The 16,360-nt window shown below is 64.4% G+C and carries 20 protein-coding genes and 1 pseudogene; 6 read left to right on the top strand and 15 right to left on the bottom strand.

All coding sequences use genetic code 11. From position 1 onward, the window contains the following. Nucleotides 1-328: 328 nt before the first annotated feature. Entirely contained in the window at nt 329-889 is a 561-nt protein-coding gene (locus AB0L63_RS03045) for a peroxiredoxin-like family protein (protein ID WP_364493633.1), read from the bottom strand. Between the two features lie 71 nt (nt 890-960). Here AB0L63_RS03045 and AB0L63_RS03040 point away from each other — a divergent pair, with 71 nt between their 5' ends. Next, nucleotides 961-1,572, top strand: a complete 612-nt coding sequence (locus AB0L63_RS03040; protein ID WP_364493631.1) for a TetR/AcrR family transcriptional regulator C-terminal domain-containing protein — start codon at nt 961-963, stop codon at nt 1,570-1,572. Here the strand turns inward: AB0L63_RS03040 and AB0L63_RS03035 are convergent, their stop codons facing one another. Next, the gene (locus AB0L63_RS03035; protein ID WP_364493629.1) at nt 1,573-2,697 is read right to left on the bottom strand and encodes a GDSL-type esterase/lipase family protein; all 1,125 of its coding nucleotides are present in this window, start codon (nt 2,695-2,697) and stop codon (nt 1,573-1,575) included. 112 nt (nt 2,698-2,809) lie between these two features. Here AB0L63_RS03035 and AB0L63_RS03030 point away from each other — a divergent pair, with 112 nt between their 5' ends. After that, nucleotides 2,810-3,283: a MarR family transcriptional regulator gene (locus AB0L63_RS03030; protein WP_364493627.1), complete on the top strand. Its 474-nt coding sequence runs from the start codon at nt 2,810-2,812 to the stop codon at nt 3,281-3,283. 294 nt (nt 3,284-3,577) lie between these two features. On the opposite strand, the gene AB0L63_RS03025 is transcribed toward AB0L63_RS03030, so the two are convergent. Then, nucleotides 3,578-4,078, bottom strand: coding sequence for a DUF6194 family protein (locus AB0L63_RS03025; protein WP_364493625.1), 501 nt, complete (start codon nt 4,076-4,078; stop codon nt 3,578-3,580). Nucleotides 4,079-4,163: 85 nt separating this feature from the next. Here AB0L63_RS03025 and AB0L63_RS03020 point away from each other — a divergent pair. Next, nucleotides 4,164-4,298: pseudogene (locus AB0L63_RS03020) on the top strand (MerR family transcriptional regulator); the annotation flags it as partial. 45 nt (nt 4,299-4,343) lie between these two features. Continuing rightward, complete coding sequence (locus AB0L63_RS03015; protein WP_364494013.1) at nt 4,344-4,877, top strand: MerR family transcriptional regulator; 534 nt, start codon at nt 4,344-4,346, stop codon at nt 4,875-4,877. A 116-nt stretch (nt 4,878-4,993) separates the two neighbouring features. Here the strand turns inward: AB0L63_RS03015 and AB0L63_RS03010 are convergent, their stop codons facing one another. From AB0L63_RS03010 to AB0L63_RS02980, 7 genes are all read right to left on the bottom strand, one after another. Next, entirely contained in the window at nt 4,994-5,341 is a 348-nt protein-coding gene (locus AB0L63_RS03010) for a TerD family protein (RefSeq protein ID WP_364493623.1), read from the bottom strand. Between the two features lie 121 nt (nt 5,342-5,462). After that, nucleotides 5,463-5,993 (bottom strand): hypothetical protein, encoded by a 531-nt coding sequence (locus AB0L63_RS03005; RefSeq protein WP_364493621.1) that lies wholly within the window; start codon nt 5,991-5,993, stop codon nt 5,463-5,465. 93 nt (nt 5,994-6,086) lie between these two features. Beyond that, nucleotides 6,087-6,887, bottom strand: a complete 801-nt coding sequence (locus AB0L63_RS03000; RefSeq protein ID WP_364493619.1) for a family 1 encapsulin nanocompartment shell protein — start codon at nt 6,885-6,887, stop codon at nt 6,087-6,089. After that, complete coding sequence (locus AB0L63_RS02995) at nt 6,884-7,909, bottom strand: Dyp-type peroxidase (RefSeq protein WP_364493617.1); 1,026 nt, start codon at nt 7,907-7,909, stop codon at nt 6,884-6,886. Before AB0L63_RS02995 ends, AB0L63_RS03000 begins: the two co-directional genes overlap by 4 nt. Nucleotides 7,910-7,968: 59 nt before the next feature. Then, complete coding sequence (locus tag AB0L63_RS02990) at nt 7,969-8,295, bottom strand: cupin domain-containing protein (protein WP_364493615.1); 327 nt, start codon at nt 8,293-8,295, stop codon at nt 7,969-7,971. Between the two features lie 202 nt (nt 8,296-8,497). Then, complete coding sequence (locus AB0L63_RS02985; RefSeq protein WP_364493613.1) at nt 8,498-9,001, bottom strand: dihydrofolate reductase; 504 nt, start codon at nt 8,999-9,001, stop codon at nt 8,498-8,500. Nucleotides 9,002-9,033: 32 nt separating this feature from the next. Further along, on the bottom strand, nt 9,034-9,834 hold the full coding sequence (locus AB0L63_RS02980; RefSeq protein WP_364494010.1) for a thymidylate synthase: 801 nt from the start codon (nt 9,832-9,834) through the stop codon (nt 9,034-9,036). Nucleotides 9,835-9,882: 48 nt separating this feature from the next. Here AB0L63_RS02980 and cobF point away from each other — a divergent pair, with 48 nt between their 5' ends. Beyond that, nucleotides 9,883-10,623 carry a precorrin-6A synthase (deacetylating) gene (gene cobF / locus AB0L63_RS02975; RefSeq protein WP_364493611.1) on the top strand — a complete coding sequence of 247 codons (741 nt, stop codon included), beginning with the start codon at nt 9,883-9,885 and terminating at the stop codon, nt 10,621-10,623. Between the two features lie 501 nt (nt 10,624-11,124). Here cobF and AB0L63_RS02970 read toward each other — a convergent pair. Beyond that, nucleotides 11,125-11,562 carry a helix-turn-helix transcriptional regulator gene (locus AB0L63_RS02970; protein WP_364493609.1) on the bottom strand — a complete coding sequence of 146 codons (438 nt, stop codon included), beginning with the start codon at nt 11,560-11,562 and terminating at the stop codon, nt 11,125-11,127. 1 nt (nt 11,563) lies between these two features. Here AB0L63_RS02970 and AB0L63_RS02965 point away from each other — a divergent pair, with 1 nt between their 5' ends. Beyond that, the gene (locus AB0L63_RS02965) at nt 11,564-12,439 is read left to right on the top strand and encodes a glycosyltransferase family 2 protein (RefSeq protein WP_364493607.1); all 876 of its coding nucleotides are present in this window, start codon (nt 11,564-11,566) and stop codon (nt 12,437-12,439) included. Here the strand turns inward: AB0L63_RS02965 and AB0L63_RS02960 are convergent. The 4 genes from AB0L63_RS02960 to AB0L63_RS02945 all read right to left on the bottom strand — a co-directional run bounded on the left by AB0L63_RS02960 (nt 12,436) and on the right by AB0L63_RS02945 (nt 16,273). Next, nucleotides 12,436-13,515 carry a radical SAM protein gene (locus AB0L63_RS02960; RefSeq protein WP_364494007.1) on the bottom strand — a complete coding sequence of 360 codons (1,080 nt, stop codon included), beginning with the start codon at nt 13,513-13,515 and terminating at the stop codon, nt 12,436-12,438. The genes AB0L63_RS02965 and AB0L63_RS02960 overlap by 4 nt on opposite strands. A gap of 300 nt (nt 13,516-13,815) precedes the next feature. Further along, the gene (locus AB0L63_RS02955; protein WP_364493605.1) at nt 13,816-15,114 is read right to left on the bottom strand and encodes a radical SAM protein; all 1,299 of its coding nucleotides are present in this window, start codon (nt 15,112-15,114) and stop codon (nt 13,816-13,818) included. Nucleotides 15,115-15,188: 74 nt separating this feature from the next. Next, entirely contained in the window at nt 15,189-16,007 is an 819-nt protein-coding gene (locus tag AB0L63_RS02950; RefSeq protein ID WP_364493603.1) for an SAM-dependent methyltransferase, read from the bottom strand. Then, nucleotides 16,004-16,273 (bottom strand): hypothetical protein, encoded by a 270-nt coding sequence (locus AB0L63_RS02945; protein WP_364493601.1) that lies wholly within the window; start codon nt 16,271-16,273, stop codon nt 16,004-16,006. The genes AB0L63_RS02950 and AB0L63_RS02945 overlap by 4 nt, the downstream gene beginning before the upstream one ends. Nucleotides 16,274-16,360: the final 87 nt, after the last annotated feature.

The raw sequence follows: 16,360 nt of genomic DNA, 5'->3' as shown, positions 1-16,360 counted from the left end.
TACCAACGTAGTTGACTCCGGACGAACCTGGTTTCGTCCGGAGCTTGCTACTGCTCGAACGATGCGGATTCGCGCGCGAAGGCGAACTCCGTTGCAGTGGTGGGTAATTCAATCGAACGGCCCGGAACGTACTGGTCCGCTTCATATTGTCGAACTCAGATCTGACGCACCGGGTGGCGGCCGGAGATGCCGTCACCCCTGCGCAGTCCCTTCGAATTCACCGTGGATCCGGGTTCACTGATGCCATGAGCTGGACACCACGGCTCCAGGGATGGCCTGCTCGATGCCGGCATGGCGCATGCTCTGACGAGCTTCGGGCGTCCGATGGTCAGTGCCGGGCCTTGGTGCTGGGAACCAGCGCGAGCAGTTCATCGACCGACCATTGGTCATCGGCGTGTTGACCGAGTTTGCTGGCAAGCACACGCCCGTCGGGCGCGATGAGGAAATCGCCGGGGAGGCCCAGGCGGCCGCCTTCGGGTTTCGCTGGGGGAGCGGGCTTTTCCTTGCGGCGGACGGCCATGCTTACGGTGACGACACTGCGAAGGATGGTGGGCCAGGCGCGGGGGTCGAGGAGGGCGCGGGGTTGGGCTTCGATGCCGAATTCGCGGTAGAGGGTTCGGGTGGGGTCGGCGACCAGGTCGAAGGGGAGGTCGCCTTCGTATTTGCGCAATTCGGCTGCGCTGGAATGGAAGACGACGATCTCCCGGATATCGGCGGCGCGGATTTCGGCGTGCCGGACCGCGAACGAGCGTAGGTGCAGGTTGCAGATCGGGCATCCGGCGAAGCGGCGGAATTGCAGATGGGTCAGGCAATCCTGATCCGGAATCCGAAGTGTGCTGTCGGCGATGGTGACCAGTTCTCGGGTAGGCACCGTGGTCGGCAATGTCATGGAAACTCCTTTCGTAGGTGTACTTCGTACGCCTACGATAAGTATGGGCGTACCTTGTACGCTGTCAACCCGTGCCCCGCCCCCGCTCGCTGACCAGCCCCGCCATCGCAGCTGCCGCCGTCGCGGTGCTCGACCGCGACGGTCTGTCCGGCCTCACCATGCGTGCGGTCGCCAAGGAACTCCGCATTGCCACCATGGGCCTCTACCGCTACGTCGCCGACCGCGACGAACTCGAGCTGCTGGTCGTCGACCATCTCCTCGCCGATATCGACCTCACGCCACCGACCGCCCCGGACTGGCGCGATCGCGTCGCGACCCTACTGGATCGGATGCGCACAACGGCATCCGCTCATCCGGCAGCGGTCCCACTCATCGTGCGCCACCGTCAGTCCGCCCCCAACAGCCTGCGCTGGATCGAGGCGATGCTGACCGTCCTCACCGATGCGGGCTTCACCGGCATCGGCCGCGTCCTGGCCCAACGCACCCTCATGGCCTTCCTGCTCGGTCACCTCCAGAACGAGCACTACGGCCCACTCTCCGGCGCGGGCACCGCCGCCATGACCCGACTGGCTCCGGCCGACTATCCCGTGCTCGTCGAAACCGCTACCGACGCCCGAGATGTCAATGCCGAGACGGAATTCCGCCTCGGCATCGACATCGTCCTGCGTGGCCTTGCCCCGTAGTCAGGTAAGTCCTGGAATGGACATGGTCGCCCCCATGATGCGGTGGCCCGCATCGTTCAAATGCAGACCGTCGCCACTGTCGAGATCGGGTCGAATGAAGTCGGGATCATTCGGATCCTCGACGGCGGCCGCAATATCGAACACCGCATCGAAAATCCTTGTGGTACGGAGCCATTCGTTGACTGCACCGCGCGCCGCCCGCCCCTCGGCGACATTGAGGTCCGGATAGATGGCACCTGCGAAGGGGCCGATGGTATTGGCGTACACCGCGAGTCCGGCCGCATGGGCCCGTCCGGCCAATTGCCTGAAACCGGCGATGAGCGCATCAGCCGACGATGTGGTGTTGTCGAGGATCAGATCGTTGATGCCGAAGTTCAGCACAACATGAGTCACGCCGGGAACTGCGAGTACATCGCGGTCGAAACGGGCCAAACCGTGCTCGCCGATCTGGTCGGTCAGCAAACGGTTTCCGCCGATGCCCTGATTGAGAGCCCAACCGCTGGTGAGGCGTTCACTGAGGACATCGACGCTGCGATGGTTCGTACCCGAGGTGGACCCGACCCCTTCGAACCAGGAGTCGCCGAATGCGACGACGATCGGGGCGTTCGTCGAGGTGAGCACGTCGACGCCGGTCACGAAGAAGCGTGAGGTGGTCTCCTGCGCATCCGACAGTGCGGCAGCGGCAGCCTGATCGCCGGCGGCGACGAAACCGGATTCCATCGGCAGGTGCGAAAAGGGAGCCAGGCCAGTCTCTTTCGGCAGATATACGCTCAGCGTCAGATCCGTGCCCGCCGTCGTCACGAAATCGACTGGGTCGCTGACGATATCGGCCCCCGCCGGAATGGTCACCTGCGCCTTGCCGTCGAAGCGCAGCTCGGTATCGGTCTCCGCGACGATCTCGGCCCCGGACTTGCGCATCGCGATCCGCGCCGCGCCGACAATCACCGGTGTCGCGCCATAGCGATTCGTCAGCCGCACCCGCAGCTGCTCGCCGCTCCCGATCAGGTGCAGCACCTGACGCACCGTCTCATCGGCGAAGCCGCGCGGCTCGGCCAACCGAATTCGCTCGGTGGGGTCGACCAGTGTGCAGCGGAAGCCCGCGACCCAGCGCGCAGAGGTAGTCATCGGAATCTCCATTTAGTTGCGGTGAGGAATATTGCAGTGACAACAATCTAGGGTGCGCATATTCCCCGTGTCAACTATCCCCACCGCAACTATCTCGGCTAAGCTCGGCACCGTGGATGCAGAACTCTTCGACGACCCCAGGCTCACCACCATGGGTCTGCTCTACGAGGCGTACGACGGCCTGACCCGAAAGTTGGAACCGACCTGGAAGAAACACGGTCTGTCCGGCCTCGACGTCAACGCACTCATGCGGCTGAGCCGCTCACCGGACCGTCGCCTGCGGATGACCGATCTCGCCGCCCAGACCAACCTGTCCACCAGCGGCGTCACCCGCCTGGTCGATCGCTTGCAGTGCAACGGTTTCGTCCGCCGCGAACTCGACCCGGTGGACCGCCGTAGCTCCTACGCCGTGCTCACCGCCGCCGGTGCGACCCGCTTGGCCCGCGTACTCCCCGAATACCTCGAGGTCATCGAGCGCTGGTTCACCGGTCTGCTGCCCCCTGACCAGCTCGACGCCTTTGTCACCGGTCTGCGCACCATCCGCGATCAGGTGAGTCCGGAAGCCACTGCGCGCGAAGCCGATTGAAGCCCTGGATGTCGGCGTCGGTTGTCAGTTGCGGGCATGACGATCACAACGCACGATTCTGATCGTCGGCGGCCAGCCACTGCGGGACGGATTCGCGGCGTTCGGCGAAATGTGGGGTCCACGGCCGAATCCGCCCGCCATCACCATGGCAGGACTCGCCGTGCCAGGGGCGGTTATCGAGACCGAGACCGAGGCCGTCGCCGCCGCTCCGGTGTGACCGCTGGTTGCAGGAGGGCTGGCAGCGCTCAACTCATCGTCGCCTGCCCTCGCTCGACAAGGGAGCGTTGTGGTGGTTCATCGGTCACTCTCCGATGTCGTGTCACCGGTAGGCGAGCTGGATCTACGGCGGGCCGCTCGTCGACGTGCTGCGTCGTGCGCCGTGCGAAGAAGACTTACCGCCAATGCGTGCGTCTGCGCGTTCGGGTTGACGATCGAGATCCAGCCCTGTGTGCGATACACCGGATGAGGCAGGACGGTGTCGACAGCCGTGAAGTCGACTACGCCCGTGCTAGCTCGGGGATCCTCGCCAATGAGTTCGGAGAAGGCGCTCCTGCCGACGTGAATGTTCAGCCGCCATCGGCCCGGCTGATCGAGGTCACACGAATTGTCGTCAGGGTAGTTTTTCGTGACGATGGTGGCGTAGGGCTGTTCACGTTGCGGCACTTGGCCATCGGGGGCGTAGTAGAAGAAATGGTCGCCCCACGCAATCTCGGGGAACGGGCTGCCGTCGGTCGGCGCAAGCTCGAGGACACCGTCGAACGCTCGGATCGTCTCGAGGAGTTGGTCCATACTCATGGTTCAAGTGTGCGGTTGAAGTGCTTATGGAGGCTTGACTCATGATCGTGACCATCGGGCAGCAGAGTTGCTGACGGTCTCGGCGGTGGCAGCGGCGACCGGCTACTCCGTCCAGCAGGTCCGTGACTTGGAGCGGCTCGGTGTCATTGCATCCGCGACCCGGGCGGGTAACGGATACCGACAGTTCTCCGCAGACCACGTCCGCGACCTCGGCGCCTACCGCGATCTCGCCCATGCCGTTGGACCAGTTGAGGCACGCCGAGCGATGCGCGGAATCCGCTCGCTGCCAACCGACCAGGCGACCGCTCTGGTGTCCTCCTTCCACGCACGGCTCAACCAGGAACGAGAGCAAGCGCTCGCTGCCCGCGAAGCGCTGCAGGCCATCCACAACGAGGTCGAGACCGACGCCAGCCCCGTAGCAGCAGATGCGATGACCATCACCGAACTGTCACAAGCACTCGAGGTGCGTGCCTCCACCCTCCGCTTCTGGGAGCAGCAGGGGCTGGTGCGGCCGGAACGGATCATCACCCGAGCAGGATCGGTTCGTCGCTATCAGCTCACAGCGATCCGAGAGGCACGCATCACAGCAGCCCTGCGGGCTGCCGGCTACCGCATTCCCGACGTCCAGAAAGCAATCACGGCGATCCGGGACCTGGACGACGCAGGTCACTCGCTCGAAGCGCTCGACGCACGTCTGATCGCCATCGCCCAGCGTGGACTCGCGCTCATCCGTGCAGGAGCGACGCTGGCCCAGATCATCCGACCAATCGCTGAGAAGGAGCGGCAGCGCCAGTCATGAGCTCGCCCCGGTCCCAACAGCCGTGACCCGCAACAGCTAATCGATCGCCGCGGTGAGGCGATCGGTGAGTTCGCGGATGCTGGCGATCAATTGGGGGGGTCGTGTTGTGCGCGACTCTAGCCTTTGCCGCGTGTGGCTTTGAACTCGAAGCCCCAGTTGTACATGCGTGCGATTTCGCGCACACCGCCGCCCGGATGCCCCGAGGGCGGCCGGATGAAGGTGCCGTCGCGCCGAACGATCAACTCGCCGTTGACAGCCGCAGGCTGGTGTTGCGTCTGCCCGGTCCCCGGATCATCGACCAAAATCCCGAACTCGGTAGCCAGCCCGGCCAATCCGGTCGCATACCCCTGACCAACCGCCCGGAACTTCCACGCCCCTTGCCGTCGATACAGCTCCCCGAGCACGAACGCGGTCTCGGTGGTCGCACCGGTGCTGTCGAACCGCGCCGCCTCCGCGCCGCTCACCGCATCGAGCACAGCGGATTGACGACATCGGCACCGCGACATCGGCGCCCTTCATCATCGACACATCTGCCAAGGTATATGACCTGAGCGCGGCCCGTCTCGGTCACCGCGGCCCCGGCTATCAGCGGGTGGGCGGCGCGATCTGCCAATGTTGTTGCAGCGCACCGGCGATCTCCGGCAGCACGGTGATGGGCACGCGCTTGCGCCGCAACATGGCCCGAATCTCGTTGACCTGCTCGCGTTTGCGCATGTCGTACGCTCCGGCGACCGGCCGCCGCACCGGCGGGATGGACAGCAGTACGAGTTCGCCGTGCCGTTCGTCGCCGCCGATCAGATCCAGCGCGAGAGACCAGCGGGCCCGCTCGTCGAGTGCGAACCGTCCGGCCACCACCCGCTCCCAGTCGATACTGGATTCCTGCCACGGGGTGCGCTGGTAGATCGCTCCCTCGGTAAGGACGACGACATCGCGCCCGAACAATGCGGCCAGAATTGCGATTCCCGCGACCGCACCGGCCAGCAGTCCGGTGAAGATTCGGTTGACCCCGAATCCGGCCACGGTCGCACTGCAGACCAGCACGGTGACCACGATCCCGAGCGTCCCGTACAGCATTGCCCGCCCGGTCGGAACCACACCCGCGCGTACCATCGACATCTCGTCCTCCTGCGTACCGCACACCAACCTAGTTGGTGGGTTGACCGGTGGCTTCCCGACGCGGGCGAGGTCCCCAATATCTCCGACGACAGCTCAGGACGCCAGCGCGACCGCCGCCTCACCGGTGTAGACGAGGAACTGCAGACTCTGCTGGAAGTAGAGCTGCACCGATTGCGCGTCGTGGGTCAGGTAGCCGATGGAGAGGTCCTGGCCGAGCTGAAGATCGAAGTCGCCGCCGCGCGTGGTCAGCACGAACGCACCGTCGATGGCCGGGGCCCAGATGATCTCGCCGTCCGGGAGGAGGCGTTCGATATGGGTGCGGATCGGGTGACCGTGATCGGAGGTCTCACTGACCGCCGTGTACAGATCCGCGCTCAACAGCGCCGAATACGGACCGTCGACGCCCGCCAACCGCAGCGCGCTCAGCGCCTGGGCGACGGACTCCGGCACCAGTCGCGGATCGCTGGGCAGTGTGATCGGGGAATTGGACGAACTCGCCCGAATGCCGGTGATATTCGCGGCCTGATAGCCCTCGAAAATGGCCCGGTCCTCGGCGAAGGCGATCTTGCGCGCCGCTTCCTTGACCGCATCCAGATCGGTGTCCTGTGCACCGCGCTCGACATCGTCGAGTTCCTCGCGCGACAACGTGAACGGCACCCGCAACTCGACCAGCGGTGCGACCACGCGCTGGCGGGCCTGCACACCCTCATCCGGTGCGGTGATGACGGTGGTGCGGCCGAGGCCGACCGCGGAGTAGTCGGTGCCGTGCGGTCCGGACAGATCGACCACCCGGCGACCGGCGATATGGCGCTTGAAGGTGCGCGTCGCCTCGTGTTCGATGGCCGTCCATGCCTCGGCGGTGATCGGCGCGAGTTCGCGATAGAGATTGTTCATGACTGCGTGCTCCTTTTCAACATGCCGATACCCAGAGAACCGTTGCTGCCAACACGATTCGGCGATAGAGATTCAAGCGCGGTCGCGGCGACCTCGGGTGCGTCGGGGAGGTCGTCGAAGAAGTCGAGGGGCGGTGTGAAGAACAGCGTGCCGGTCACCGCGATGGAGAAGTCCAAGATCCGGTCATAGGCCGCCTCCGCCGTCCCGACGAACATTCGAGACAGCATGGTTTCGGTAATGCTCGGGCTGGCCGCGTAGGCGATGTAATACGTGCCGAATTCGCCGTCCTTGACGCTGCCGAAGGGCATATTGGCGCGCAGGATCTTTCGTTCGGTGCCGTCGGCGTCGGCGACAGTGTTCACCGCGACATGTGAATTCGCGGGCTTATCCGCATCGGAGAGCTCGAAATCGTCGAGTTTGGTGCGTCCGATCACCCGCTCCTGCTCCTCGACCGAAAGCGCCCGCCATTGCGCCATCGTGTGCAAATACTTCTGCACGATGACATAACTGCCGCCCGCGAAGTCGGGATCCGCATCGCCGATGACGGCCGCATCGACGGCCGCGGCACCCTCCGGATTCTCGGTACCGTCCACGAAGCCGAGCAGATCGCGCTGCTCGAAATACCGGAAGCCGACGGTCTGATCGACAATGGTGACCGCGCCCTCGAGCCGGTCACCGATGGTCATCGCCAATTCGAAGCAGGCGTCCTGGCTTTCGGATTTGATGTGGAAGAGCAGATCTCCCGGCGTGGTCGGTGCGCTGTGGTGCGCGCCGACGAATTCGGGAAGCACATGCAATTCGGCCGGTCGCGGTCCCGCGAAGAGGCGATCCCACGCGGCCGACCCTATCGATGTGACGCAGGTGAGCCCCGCGCCGGGCAGCCGAAAGCCGACCGAACGGCGTAACCCGGCAAGATCGGCGAGCAGGTCGCGCACCGTCGCTTCGCCCCCCTCGTCGATGGTGGCGACGAGGAAGATCGCGGCCGGTGTGAGCGGTTCGAGGATCGGCTGCGGCGCACCCATGCGCTCCACCCTAGAGCCCGGCACCGGCACATCGGCCATGCGGTACGGCCCGTCGGCTACTACTTGGCGACTGTCAGCAGGAATGCGACATCGTCGACGGCCTTGACGCTGTGCCGCGCCCTTGGCACGACCAGCAGGTCTCCCGCCGAGCCCTTCCACTCGTTGGTGCCGCTGAGCAAGGTCAGTGTGCCGCTGAGCACCAGCAGGGTGGCCTCACCCGCATTATCGTGTTCGGCCAGGCTCTGGCCCGCCGATAGACCGACCACCGTCTGCCGCAGCGCATTGGCGTGACCACCGTAAATGGTTTGCGAACTGCGCCCGCTCGTGGCGGTGGCAGCCAACTTCAATTGTTGGCGCGCTACCGCAGTCAGCGATTTCTTGTCCATGGACACCGCCTTTCGCAGATGCATATCAGCCGGATCAGAGCTGATGACACGGGCTGATATCCAGGAGTATGCCCGAATGGCGGGTGACGTGTGTCCGGTTTGGCCGCCTCGCCGGTATGCCGTGTGTTCAATGCCGGTCGGTGCGGGAAGGGTGTTGTGCGGGCAGCGAACGCGCGATGCGGAGAGTTGCGAAATAGTTGGCTTACTTTCGGGTGTAGCAGCGAATCCGGAAGCGCAGGCCGGACTTGGACTCGTGCCACGGCTCGGTATCGTCGGCGTGCCATTCGGGGCCGATGACGGGTGCGTAGGCGTCACCGTCGACGGCGGTATCCACCTCGGTAACCAACAGGTCGGTCGCGAAATCCATGGCGGCTCGGTAGATTTCGCCGCCGCCGATGATCCAGATGTCCTGTGGCGTGGTCATCGCCATGGCTTCGGTCAGCGATGCGGCGCGTTCGGCACCCACACCCGACCAGTCCGGCCGGCGGGTCACCACGATATTGCGGCGACCGTCGAGCGGGCGGAATTTGGCCGGCAGGGAGTCCCAGGTGCGCCGCCCCATGATGACCGGATGCCCCATGGTGACGGCCTTGAAGTTCGCCATATCCTCGGGCAGGCGCCAGGGGATGGTGTTCTCGAAGCCGATCACCCCGTCCGGAGTCTGCGCCCAGATCAGACCGATGGTGCGGTCACGCCCTCCCGTCACCCGACCAACCGAATCGCTACGCGATGCTGCGTTCATACCGCGACCGGCGCCTGGATCGCCGGATGGTGTTGGTAGCCGACCACTTCCACATCTTCGTAGGTGTAATCGAACAGCGTCGGCGCGGGCCGCAGGTTCAATGTCGGGAACGGGTAGGGCTGTCTGGTCAGCTGCTCGGTGACCTGCTCGACATGGTTGTCGTAGATATGGCAGTCGCCGCCGGTCCAGATGAAATCACCGGGTGCCAACTCGGTCTGCTGCGCGACCATGTGCGTGAGCAGGGCATAGCTGGCGATATTGAACGGCACGCCGAGGAACAGGTCCGCGCTGCGCTGATAGAGCTGGCAGGACAGCTTGCCGTCGGCCACATAGAACTGGAAGAACGCGTGGCATGGCGCCAATGCCATCTTGTCGAGTTCGGCCACGTTCCAGGCCGAGACGATGATGCGCCGGGAATCCGGATTGGTGCGCAGCGTGTGCAGCACTTCGGCGATCTGGTCGATATGGGTGCCGTTCGGTGTGGGCCAGGACCGCCATTGCACGCCGTAGACCGGGCCGAGTTCACCGTGGCGGTCCGCCCATTCGTCCCAGATGGAGACGCCGTGCTCTTGCAGCCAGGCCACATTGGAATCGCCGCGCAGGAACCACAGCAATTCGTAGACGATCGACTTCAGATGCACCTTTTTGGTGGTGATCAGCGGAAAGCCCGCGGCGAGGTCGTAGCGCAGCTGATGGCCGAAGATGCTGCGGGTACCGGTGCCGGTGCGATCCGCCTTCGCGGTGCCGGACTCCAGGACCAGTCGCAGCAGGTCCTCGTACTGGGTGTCAGCGTTAATAGCCACGTCTGGCGAGCTTACCCATGTCGTGCCTGGCAAGCTCGAGCCATGCGCAAGCTCTATGTGATCGGCATCGGTGCCGGGGATCCGGACCAGGTGACGGTGCAGGCGATCAAGGCAATGCGGCAGGTCGAGGTGTTTTTCGTCATCGGAAAGGGGGTCGAGAAACAGGAGCTGGTCGACGTGCGCACGGCGATCCTCGCCGAACATCTCGATCATCCGTACCGCATTGTGCAGATCGCCGATCCGCCGCGCGACCGGGATCCCGCCGACTACCGAGGCGTTGTCGAGGATTGGCACGATCGCCGCTCGGCGCTGCTGGAAGATGCGTTCGCGCGGGTCGACGGTGTCGGCGGCATTCTCGTCTGGGGTGATCCGTCGCTCTACGACAGCACACTGCGCATGGTCGAGCGGGTGCTCGATCGCGGGGCGCTGAGCTTCGATTACGAGGTGATTCCAGGCGTCACCAGCGTGCAGGCATTGGCGGCTCGGCATCGGATGGTGCTGCACCGCATCGGCGAGCCGGTGCACGTCACCACCGGGCGTCGACTGCGCGAGGACGGGCTCAGCGGCTCGACCGTGGTGATGCTGGATGGTGACTGTTCGTTCACCGAGGTGCCCGGTGATGATGTGCACATCTGGTGGGGTGCGTATCTGGGCATGTCCGACGAGGTAGTGATCGAGGGGCCGCTACGTGCGGTCGAGCAGGAGATCGTCGACCGGCGCACCCGATTGCGTGCCGAAAAGGGTTGGATCATGGATGTTTATATGCTTCGGAGGACCGAATAACAGCCTGACCTGCTAAACAGCACCGGCGGAATCTCCCCTCCGGGGCGTGTGAAGGTTTTCGTGAAGGGATTCGCTGGGAACCGGATCGGCCGACCCGGTGAAGTCGATAACTGGCCGCAACGTAGTGGGCTGTCGTGACCTTGCTGCCGATCTCGTGAACCAGGATTTCCCTGGCTCGTGCCAGAGCGTAGTCCTTCCCTAAATGCAGGTACTGCTCAGTGACGCGGGTCGCCATCGTCGAGCGCAACGTCTTCAGCGAAGACACCTCGAGCGGGGTGTCTTCCACGATCTTGTTGTAGATCTTGCTTTTGACGCGCCGTGAGCCCACACAGATTTCGGATCGCCGACGGGCTCGCCGATCGTGACGGACCACTCGAAGTGCTGCCGATTTTCGTTCCATCTCGGCACAGCGGGCCAATAAGTGCCTACTTCGCCGGGTGCCAGTCGTTCAGGCGACATGGCTACTCCTCTCGCTGCGCGGCTTGCACTACGTCGGCAAGCTCATCGACAACCCATGACGGCAGGCATTCTCAATGCGAACTCCAATCGCCCGCGTCCGCCGCGTTCACCCAGCGCGGCGGCGTACGGCTCGGACGCCCGTAGCCACTCCCACCATTGCGCCGCTGTGATTTCCTCGACGAAGCGCTCGTGCCTGCCCGCTTCCAGCGGCATGAGCAGGGTGATGAGGGAGACGTCCAGCGCGATGGCAAGGGCTACGAGTTCGTCGGTGTCGACGCGGCGCTCGCCTTCCTCGATCTTCTTCAGCGCCACCCGATCTAGTCCACGCCGGGCAATCCCTACTTGTTGCAGGCGCTGTGCGAGCTCGATGTAGTTGAGCCCCAAGGTTTCTCGCAGGATTTGATCCGCGATAGGAGCGAGATCCGGGAGGGTACGGCTGCTGGTGCTGTGCGGTGGGTTGGCGAGTGATAGGTTCGCCATCATGTCCAGCTCGGATGAGAAGTGTGTCGGCTTGGCCCTCGTCACCTACCAGAGCGCTGAAGATCTACCCGGATTCCTGAAGACACTTCCAGCGGCAGTCGAGCCATACACCGTCGATGTGGTCGGCATCGACAACGTCTCGACCGACCGCAGCGCCGAAATCGTCGAAGAGTTCGGCGGCCGAGTCATCCGCAACACCCGAAACGTCGGCCTTGCCGCCGCGATCAACCAAGGCGCAGCCGCGACCAACGCGGATTGGATCCTCGTAGCCAATCCCGACACCAAACTCACACCCGGCTCGATCGCCGCGCTGATCGAGACCGCTAACACTGATCAACGCATCGGTATGATCGGCCCCCGCATCGCGCGTCTGGACGGCGAGCCGTACCCGAGTGGGCGACGGTTCCCCTCGCTGGTCGTCGGCATCGCGCACGCGCTACTGGGTGGGATCTGGCGGGACAATCCGGCGACACGTCGCTACTTCGGCGAGCAGGTCACCAAAGTCAGTGATGTGGACTGGATTTCCGGCTGCTGCATGTTGTTTCGACGCGAGGCGTTCGACGCGGTAGGCGGCTTCGACGACCGCTACTTCCTCTACTTCGAGGAAACCAAGATGGCCCTGGACATGCACCGCAACGGGTGGCGGGTCGTCTTGGACCCGAACGTGGAGATCCGCCACCGCGAGGGCGGCAGTATGCGGTCCGCACCGTTCCGGAAGGTCCGGTCACACCACCGGAGCGCGTTGCGGTTCTACTGCGACTACCACAAGGGGTCGCCGTGGGTCGTGTTCGCGCCCGTGGTGGCGGTCGGACTGATCGTTCGCGGCCTGGCCGCGGTGGCACGGACCGCCCTGCTTCAACGGGTGGAAAGCCGCTAGGCGAACGGCTGTTCTTCCAGGCTGACACCCGCCTGTAGGTCCTCGAGGAGCTTGTGCACCACGGCGTTGCCGGTGCGCGAGCTGGGCATACACTGCGAACAATCGTCGTCGATCCGGTGCCCGCTCGTGCTGGCGACAACGTCCAGGATGCGAGAGCGCTTGACATTGCCAAGGTTGTAGCCGGTGGCCGTGAATCGTGGTTCGGCCTTCAGATCGCACGGCGTGAGGTGCCCGAATGCGCCGATCGTCGGCCGGAACCAGCGGCCAGCGCATTCCGGAGTACGCGCCCGGTCCGGAGTCAGACCGTTGGCGAGTGCGACGAGCTCGTCGCCCATGTCGATCCTGGTTGATCCACCGGCACGGGTACGCACGGCGTTCAGTTGTTCGCGCACCACGGTCAACTGTGCGCCATCGAGCCCGTCGGTCACGTCGACCTCGTCCTTGCGGAGATCGAGCCAGTCGGCGCCGCACGCTTCGGCGAAGTCGGCCATCGCCTCGATCTGGTCGTGGTTCTCGGGCTGGATCACCATGCCGATCCCGACCGCAGGAAATTCGCCCCGGTCGTCGAGCAGCGCGGCGAGATTACCGGTCACTCGTTCCAGCGCCCGCTGGGGGGGCCTCGTGCCTGCGACGTGGTCGTAGGTGACCGGGTCGGGCGAGTGTATGGAGAACCGAATCCGTTGGCAGCGCAGCAGCGCGGTGAACAGTCTGCTGCCGGGCCGGGCGCTGAATCCTGTGGTGTAGACGTGGATTTCGAACCCGAGACCGGCAGCATGGTTGAGGATGTCGGGCAGATCTGGGTTGATCAGCGCTTCGCCGCCGCCGGAGATGACCAGACGCCGGACCCCAGCGGCGGCGAGTTCATCGACGACACGGATCCAGTCGCCGACGCTCATGAGGCCGTCGGTGTCGAGTTGCTTTGTGGCATAGGTGAGTTCGGCTTGGTCGGACCATAGGCACATGCGGCAGCGGTAGTTGCAGGTGCCGCGGGGGGGGGTGAATCTCCACGGTCTCGGCCAACACCGGTTTGCGGGCGAGAATCCGTTGCGGGATCTCCGGACGCCGCCGCCACTCAGCTACCGTCGCTGCTGCGAACCCGCACCGCAACCGGTGCGGGTAATACGGCGACCCGACCAGCTGCCGAAACTGGTGATTCGTTCGCGCGAACCGGTACATCTCGCGGACCGCCTCGATGTCCAGTCCTGCGTTCGCGGCGAGCGTCGCCGCTGGGGTGTGTGGTGCGGCGAGATGGCAGGCCAGCGCCGCCCGGACCGCGGTATCTGCCGGAGCACGATTGAGCACTTCGGTTGCGAGTGCGGCTAATCCGTCGTCGCAGTGGAGGAACTGGCGAGCCTGATCGAGCAGGGTGGCGGTCGTCATGACATCCCCCGCGCAGTCGGGGTGGTGGGGATCTGTTTCCATTCCGCGGGTTTCAGCAATGTCACCAGCGAGCGGGGACGGTCGAAGATCAACACTGTGCCGCTGGGATGTCTCACCACGCGGTGTTCATCTGGCCGGGCGTCGAGCTGTGCGGCGACATCTGCGATATCGACTGGGTTGTCCAGCAACCAGTGCTGGTCGACGCTGCCGATAGGGATCAGGTCGACGTTGGGGGCGGGACTGTCGGTGCGGCCTATCAGCTGCTCGGTCGTATCCCGGTTCGCGGCGGTGCCGAGCTGAAACTTGTGCTGGGCCTCCAGCTCTCGGGGCAGCTGGCGCGCTGTTCCTTCCTCCAGCACCGATTCGGCGCGGGCGAGCAAGTCAGCCGCCGCTTCGGTGTGCACGGAGCCGAGAGCGGCGTTGCCGACCATCTCGCGCCCCCAGGTGGCGGCCTGCAACCGGAACTCTCCATTGGGGCGGACATTGCAGAGGGTGTCCTTGACTTGCTCGGACAACTGCTGCAACGTGATCGTCCGCGTCGGGTTGACTGCCAGTGGCCGGACGCCGGTGGCTGGCCAGATCGAGTTGAACGTCAGGTACAGCCCCGCGTCGGCCAATCGCTGGTGATGGTCGTCCACTAACTCTTGCACGCCGTGGAACTCGTCTTCACGCAACCCCAGCTGTGCATAGTGGGCGCGGGCCTGCCCGGAAAAGCTCGGTGCGCACAGATGATGCTGCGATGCGAGTCCGTTGGCGGCAAGGAACTCGCTGAGTTCGATCACCTGCATCCAATTGCGTTGATGCACAACCGTGATGACAGTGATCGACTTGCCGGTCTCGTTCAGGTTCCGCAAACCGTCGAGCACCTTCGCAAGGTTCTTCCCCCGCGCGGAGCCGTGGAGATCGTTGGTTACGCCGTCCACACTGGTGCAGATGCGGGTCAGGTTCGATGCCGTCAGCAGGTCGACGATTGTAGGGGTGAGCTGGGTGGCATTGGTGATCAGCGTGGACGCCGTCCGCCGGAGCTGATGCGTAGCTCCCAGCACCGCGGGCAGGCTGTGATGCATGGTGATCTCACCGCCGGTCAGGACCACTTCGAGCACGCCCGCGGCCTCGGCTGCCTCGAGCGCGGACCACAACGCCGGTGGCGGGAGTTGCTGTTGCCTCCACACCTCGCCCGGATGGCAGTAGAGGCAGCGAAGGTTGCATTCGTTGACCGCGTCGATAACCAGCCTCAGCACGCGACCGACTGCTTCGGGCGCGATGGTGCTGGGCGAGGATTCTGTGCTGACCATGTTCTCTCCCAGTGGTTTTCGATTGCTTGTGGGGTGGGGGCATCAGTGGGTGGCTACAGGAGCGATGACACCCTCTATCCAGCGCCGACGACGCGACCGATGGCAGCGAGTACGTGCAGCCCGGTAGCGGGCAGTTCGTCGTCGAGCCATTCCTGTACCGGCACCAGACCGGGCTCGGCCACTTCGAATCCGTGCAGGAAGATGGCCACCTCATCCGGGGTCCGGAATTGGCACTGCGCCGAGCTGCCTTCGGTGTCGCCAGTCACCTGCGCAACAAGCTCCTCGGACGACCACGCCGAAGCGTGCGTGAAGGCGAGAATGCTTCCTGGTGCCATCACATCGCGGAGTCGCGCGATAATCTCGGCCGGATACTCATCGTCCATCACGAAGTGCAGGACGCCGACGATCAGAATCGCTACCGGCTCGTCGAAGTCGATGCGCCCCTCGGTCTTCGACTTCTCGATGACCTTGTCGGTCCGGCGGATATCACCGAGTATCGACGTGACCCCGGTCGCGGCGGACAACAACGCGTGGGTGTGCACATGAACGACCGGGTCGTAGTCGATCATCACCACCCGCGCCGAAGGGTCGATCTTCTGCGCTATCTCGTGCACATTGGGTGAGATGGGGATACCGGCACCTATATCGATGAACTGCCGAATTCCAGCCTCGGCCGCGTCTTCCACGGCTCTGAGTAGGAATTTGCGACTGAACCACGCCGTCGTCTTGGTGTCCGGTGCGACCGCGAGCATTCGCTCGGCGACCCGCTGGTCGACCATGTAATTGTCTTTACCGCCGAGCAAGTAGTTGTAGATGCGGGCGGCATTGGGCATAGGCGCGTCTACACCGCGCGGCGCCCGGTCGGCGGTCACCGAATCCCCGTAGACATTCATGCAGTGCCCGTGGGGATTTCAGCGACGCTGAAAATTGCCGAGAGGCGTTCGTGCCGGATCGTGTCCCACAGAGCTTCGTAGCTGGGAAGCGCTGCACGTGCGTCGGCCAGATCCGGCAGCTTGGCGGTATCGAAGACGACCAGCCCGCGTCTAGCGTCAGCGTGGTTCTGCACCTGGTGAATCCGGGCGATCGTGCCGTCGAGATGCCACTGCGCGACCAGTCGGCCATCCGGGGATTGGCTGGTGCGCAACCGATCCCGGGTCATGAGGCACTCCTGTTCCGGGAAGAGAACTCGTGGATTGCACCCGATGGCAGGCCATATGACATCCCGCCATCGGGGCGTTCTGGGGTC

This window comes from Nocardia sp. NPDC051990 (assembly GCF_040680755.1).
In the GTDB taxonomy this organism is placed as follows: Bacteria; Actinomycetota; Actinomycetes; order Mycobacteriales; family Mycobacteriaceae; genus Nocardia.
The sequence above is the reverse complement of the archived record's forward strand: the minus strand, read 5'-3'. Positions and strand labels throughout refer to the sequence as shown.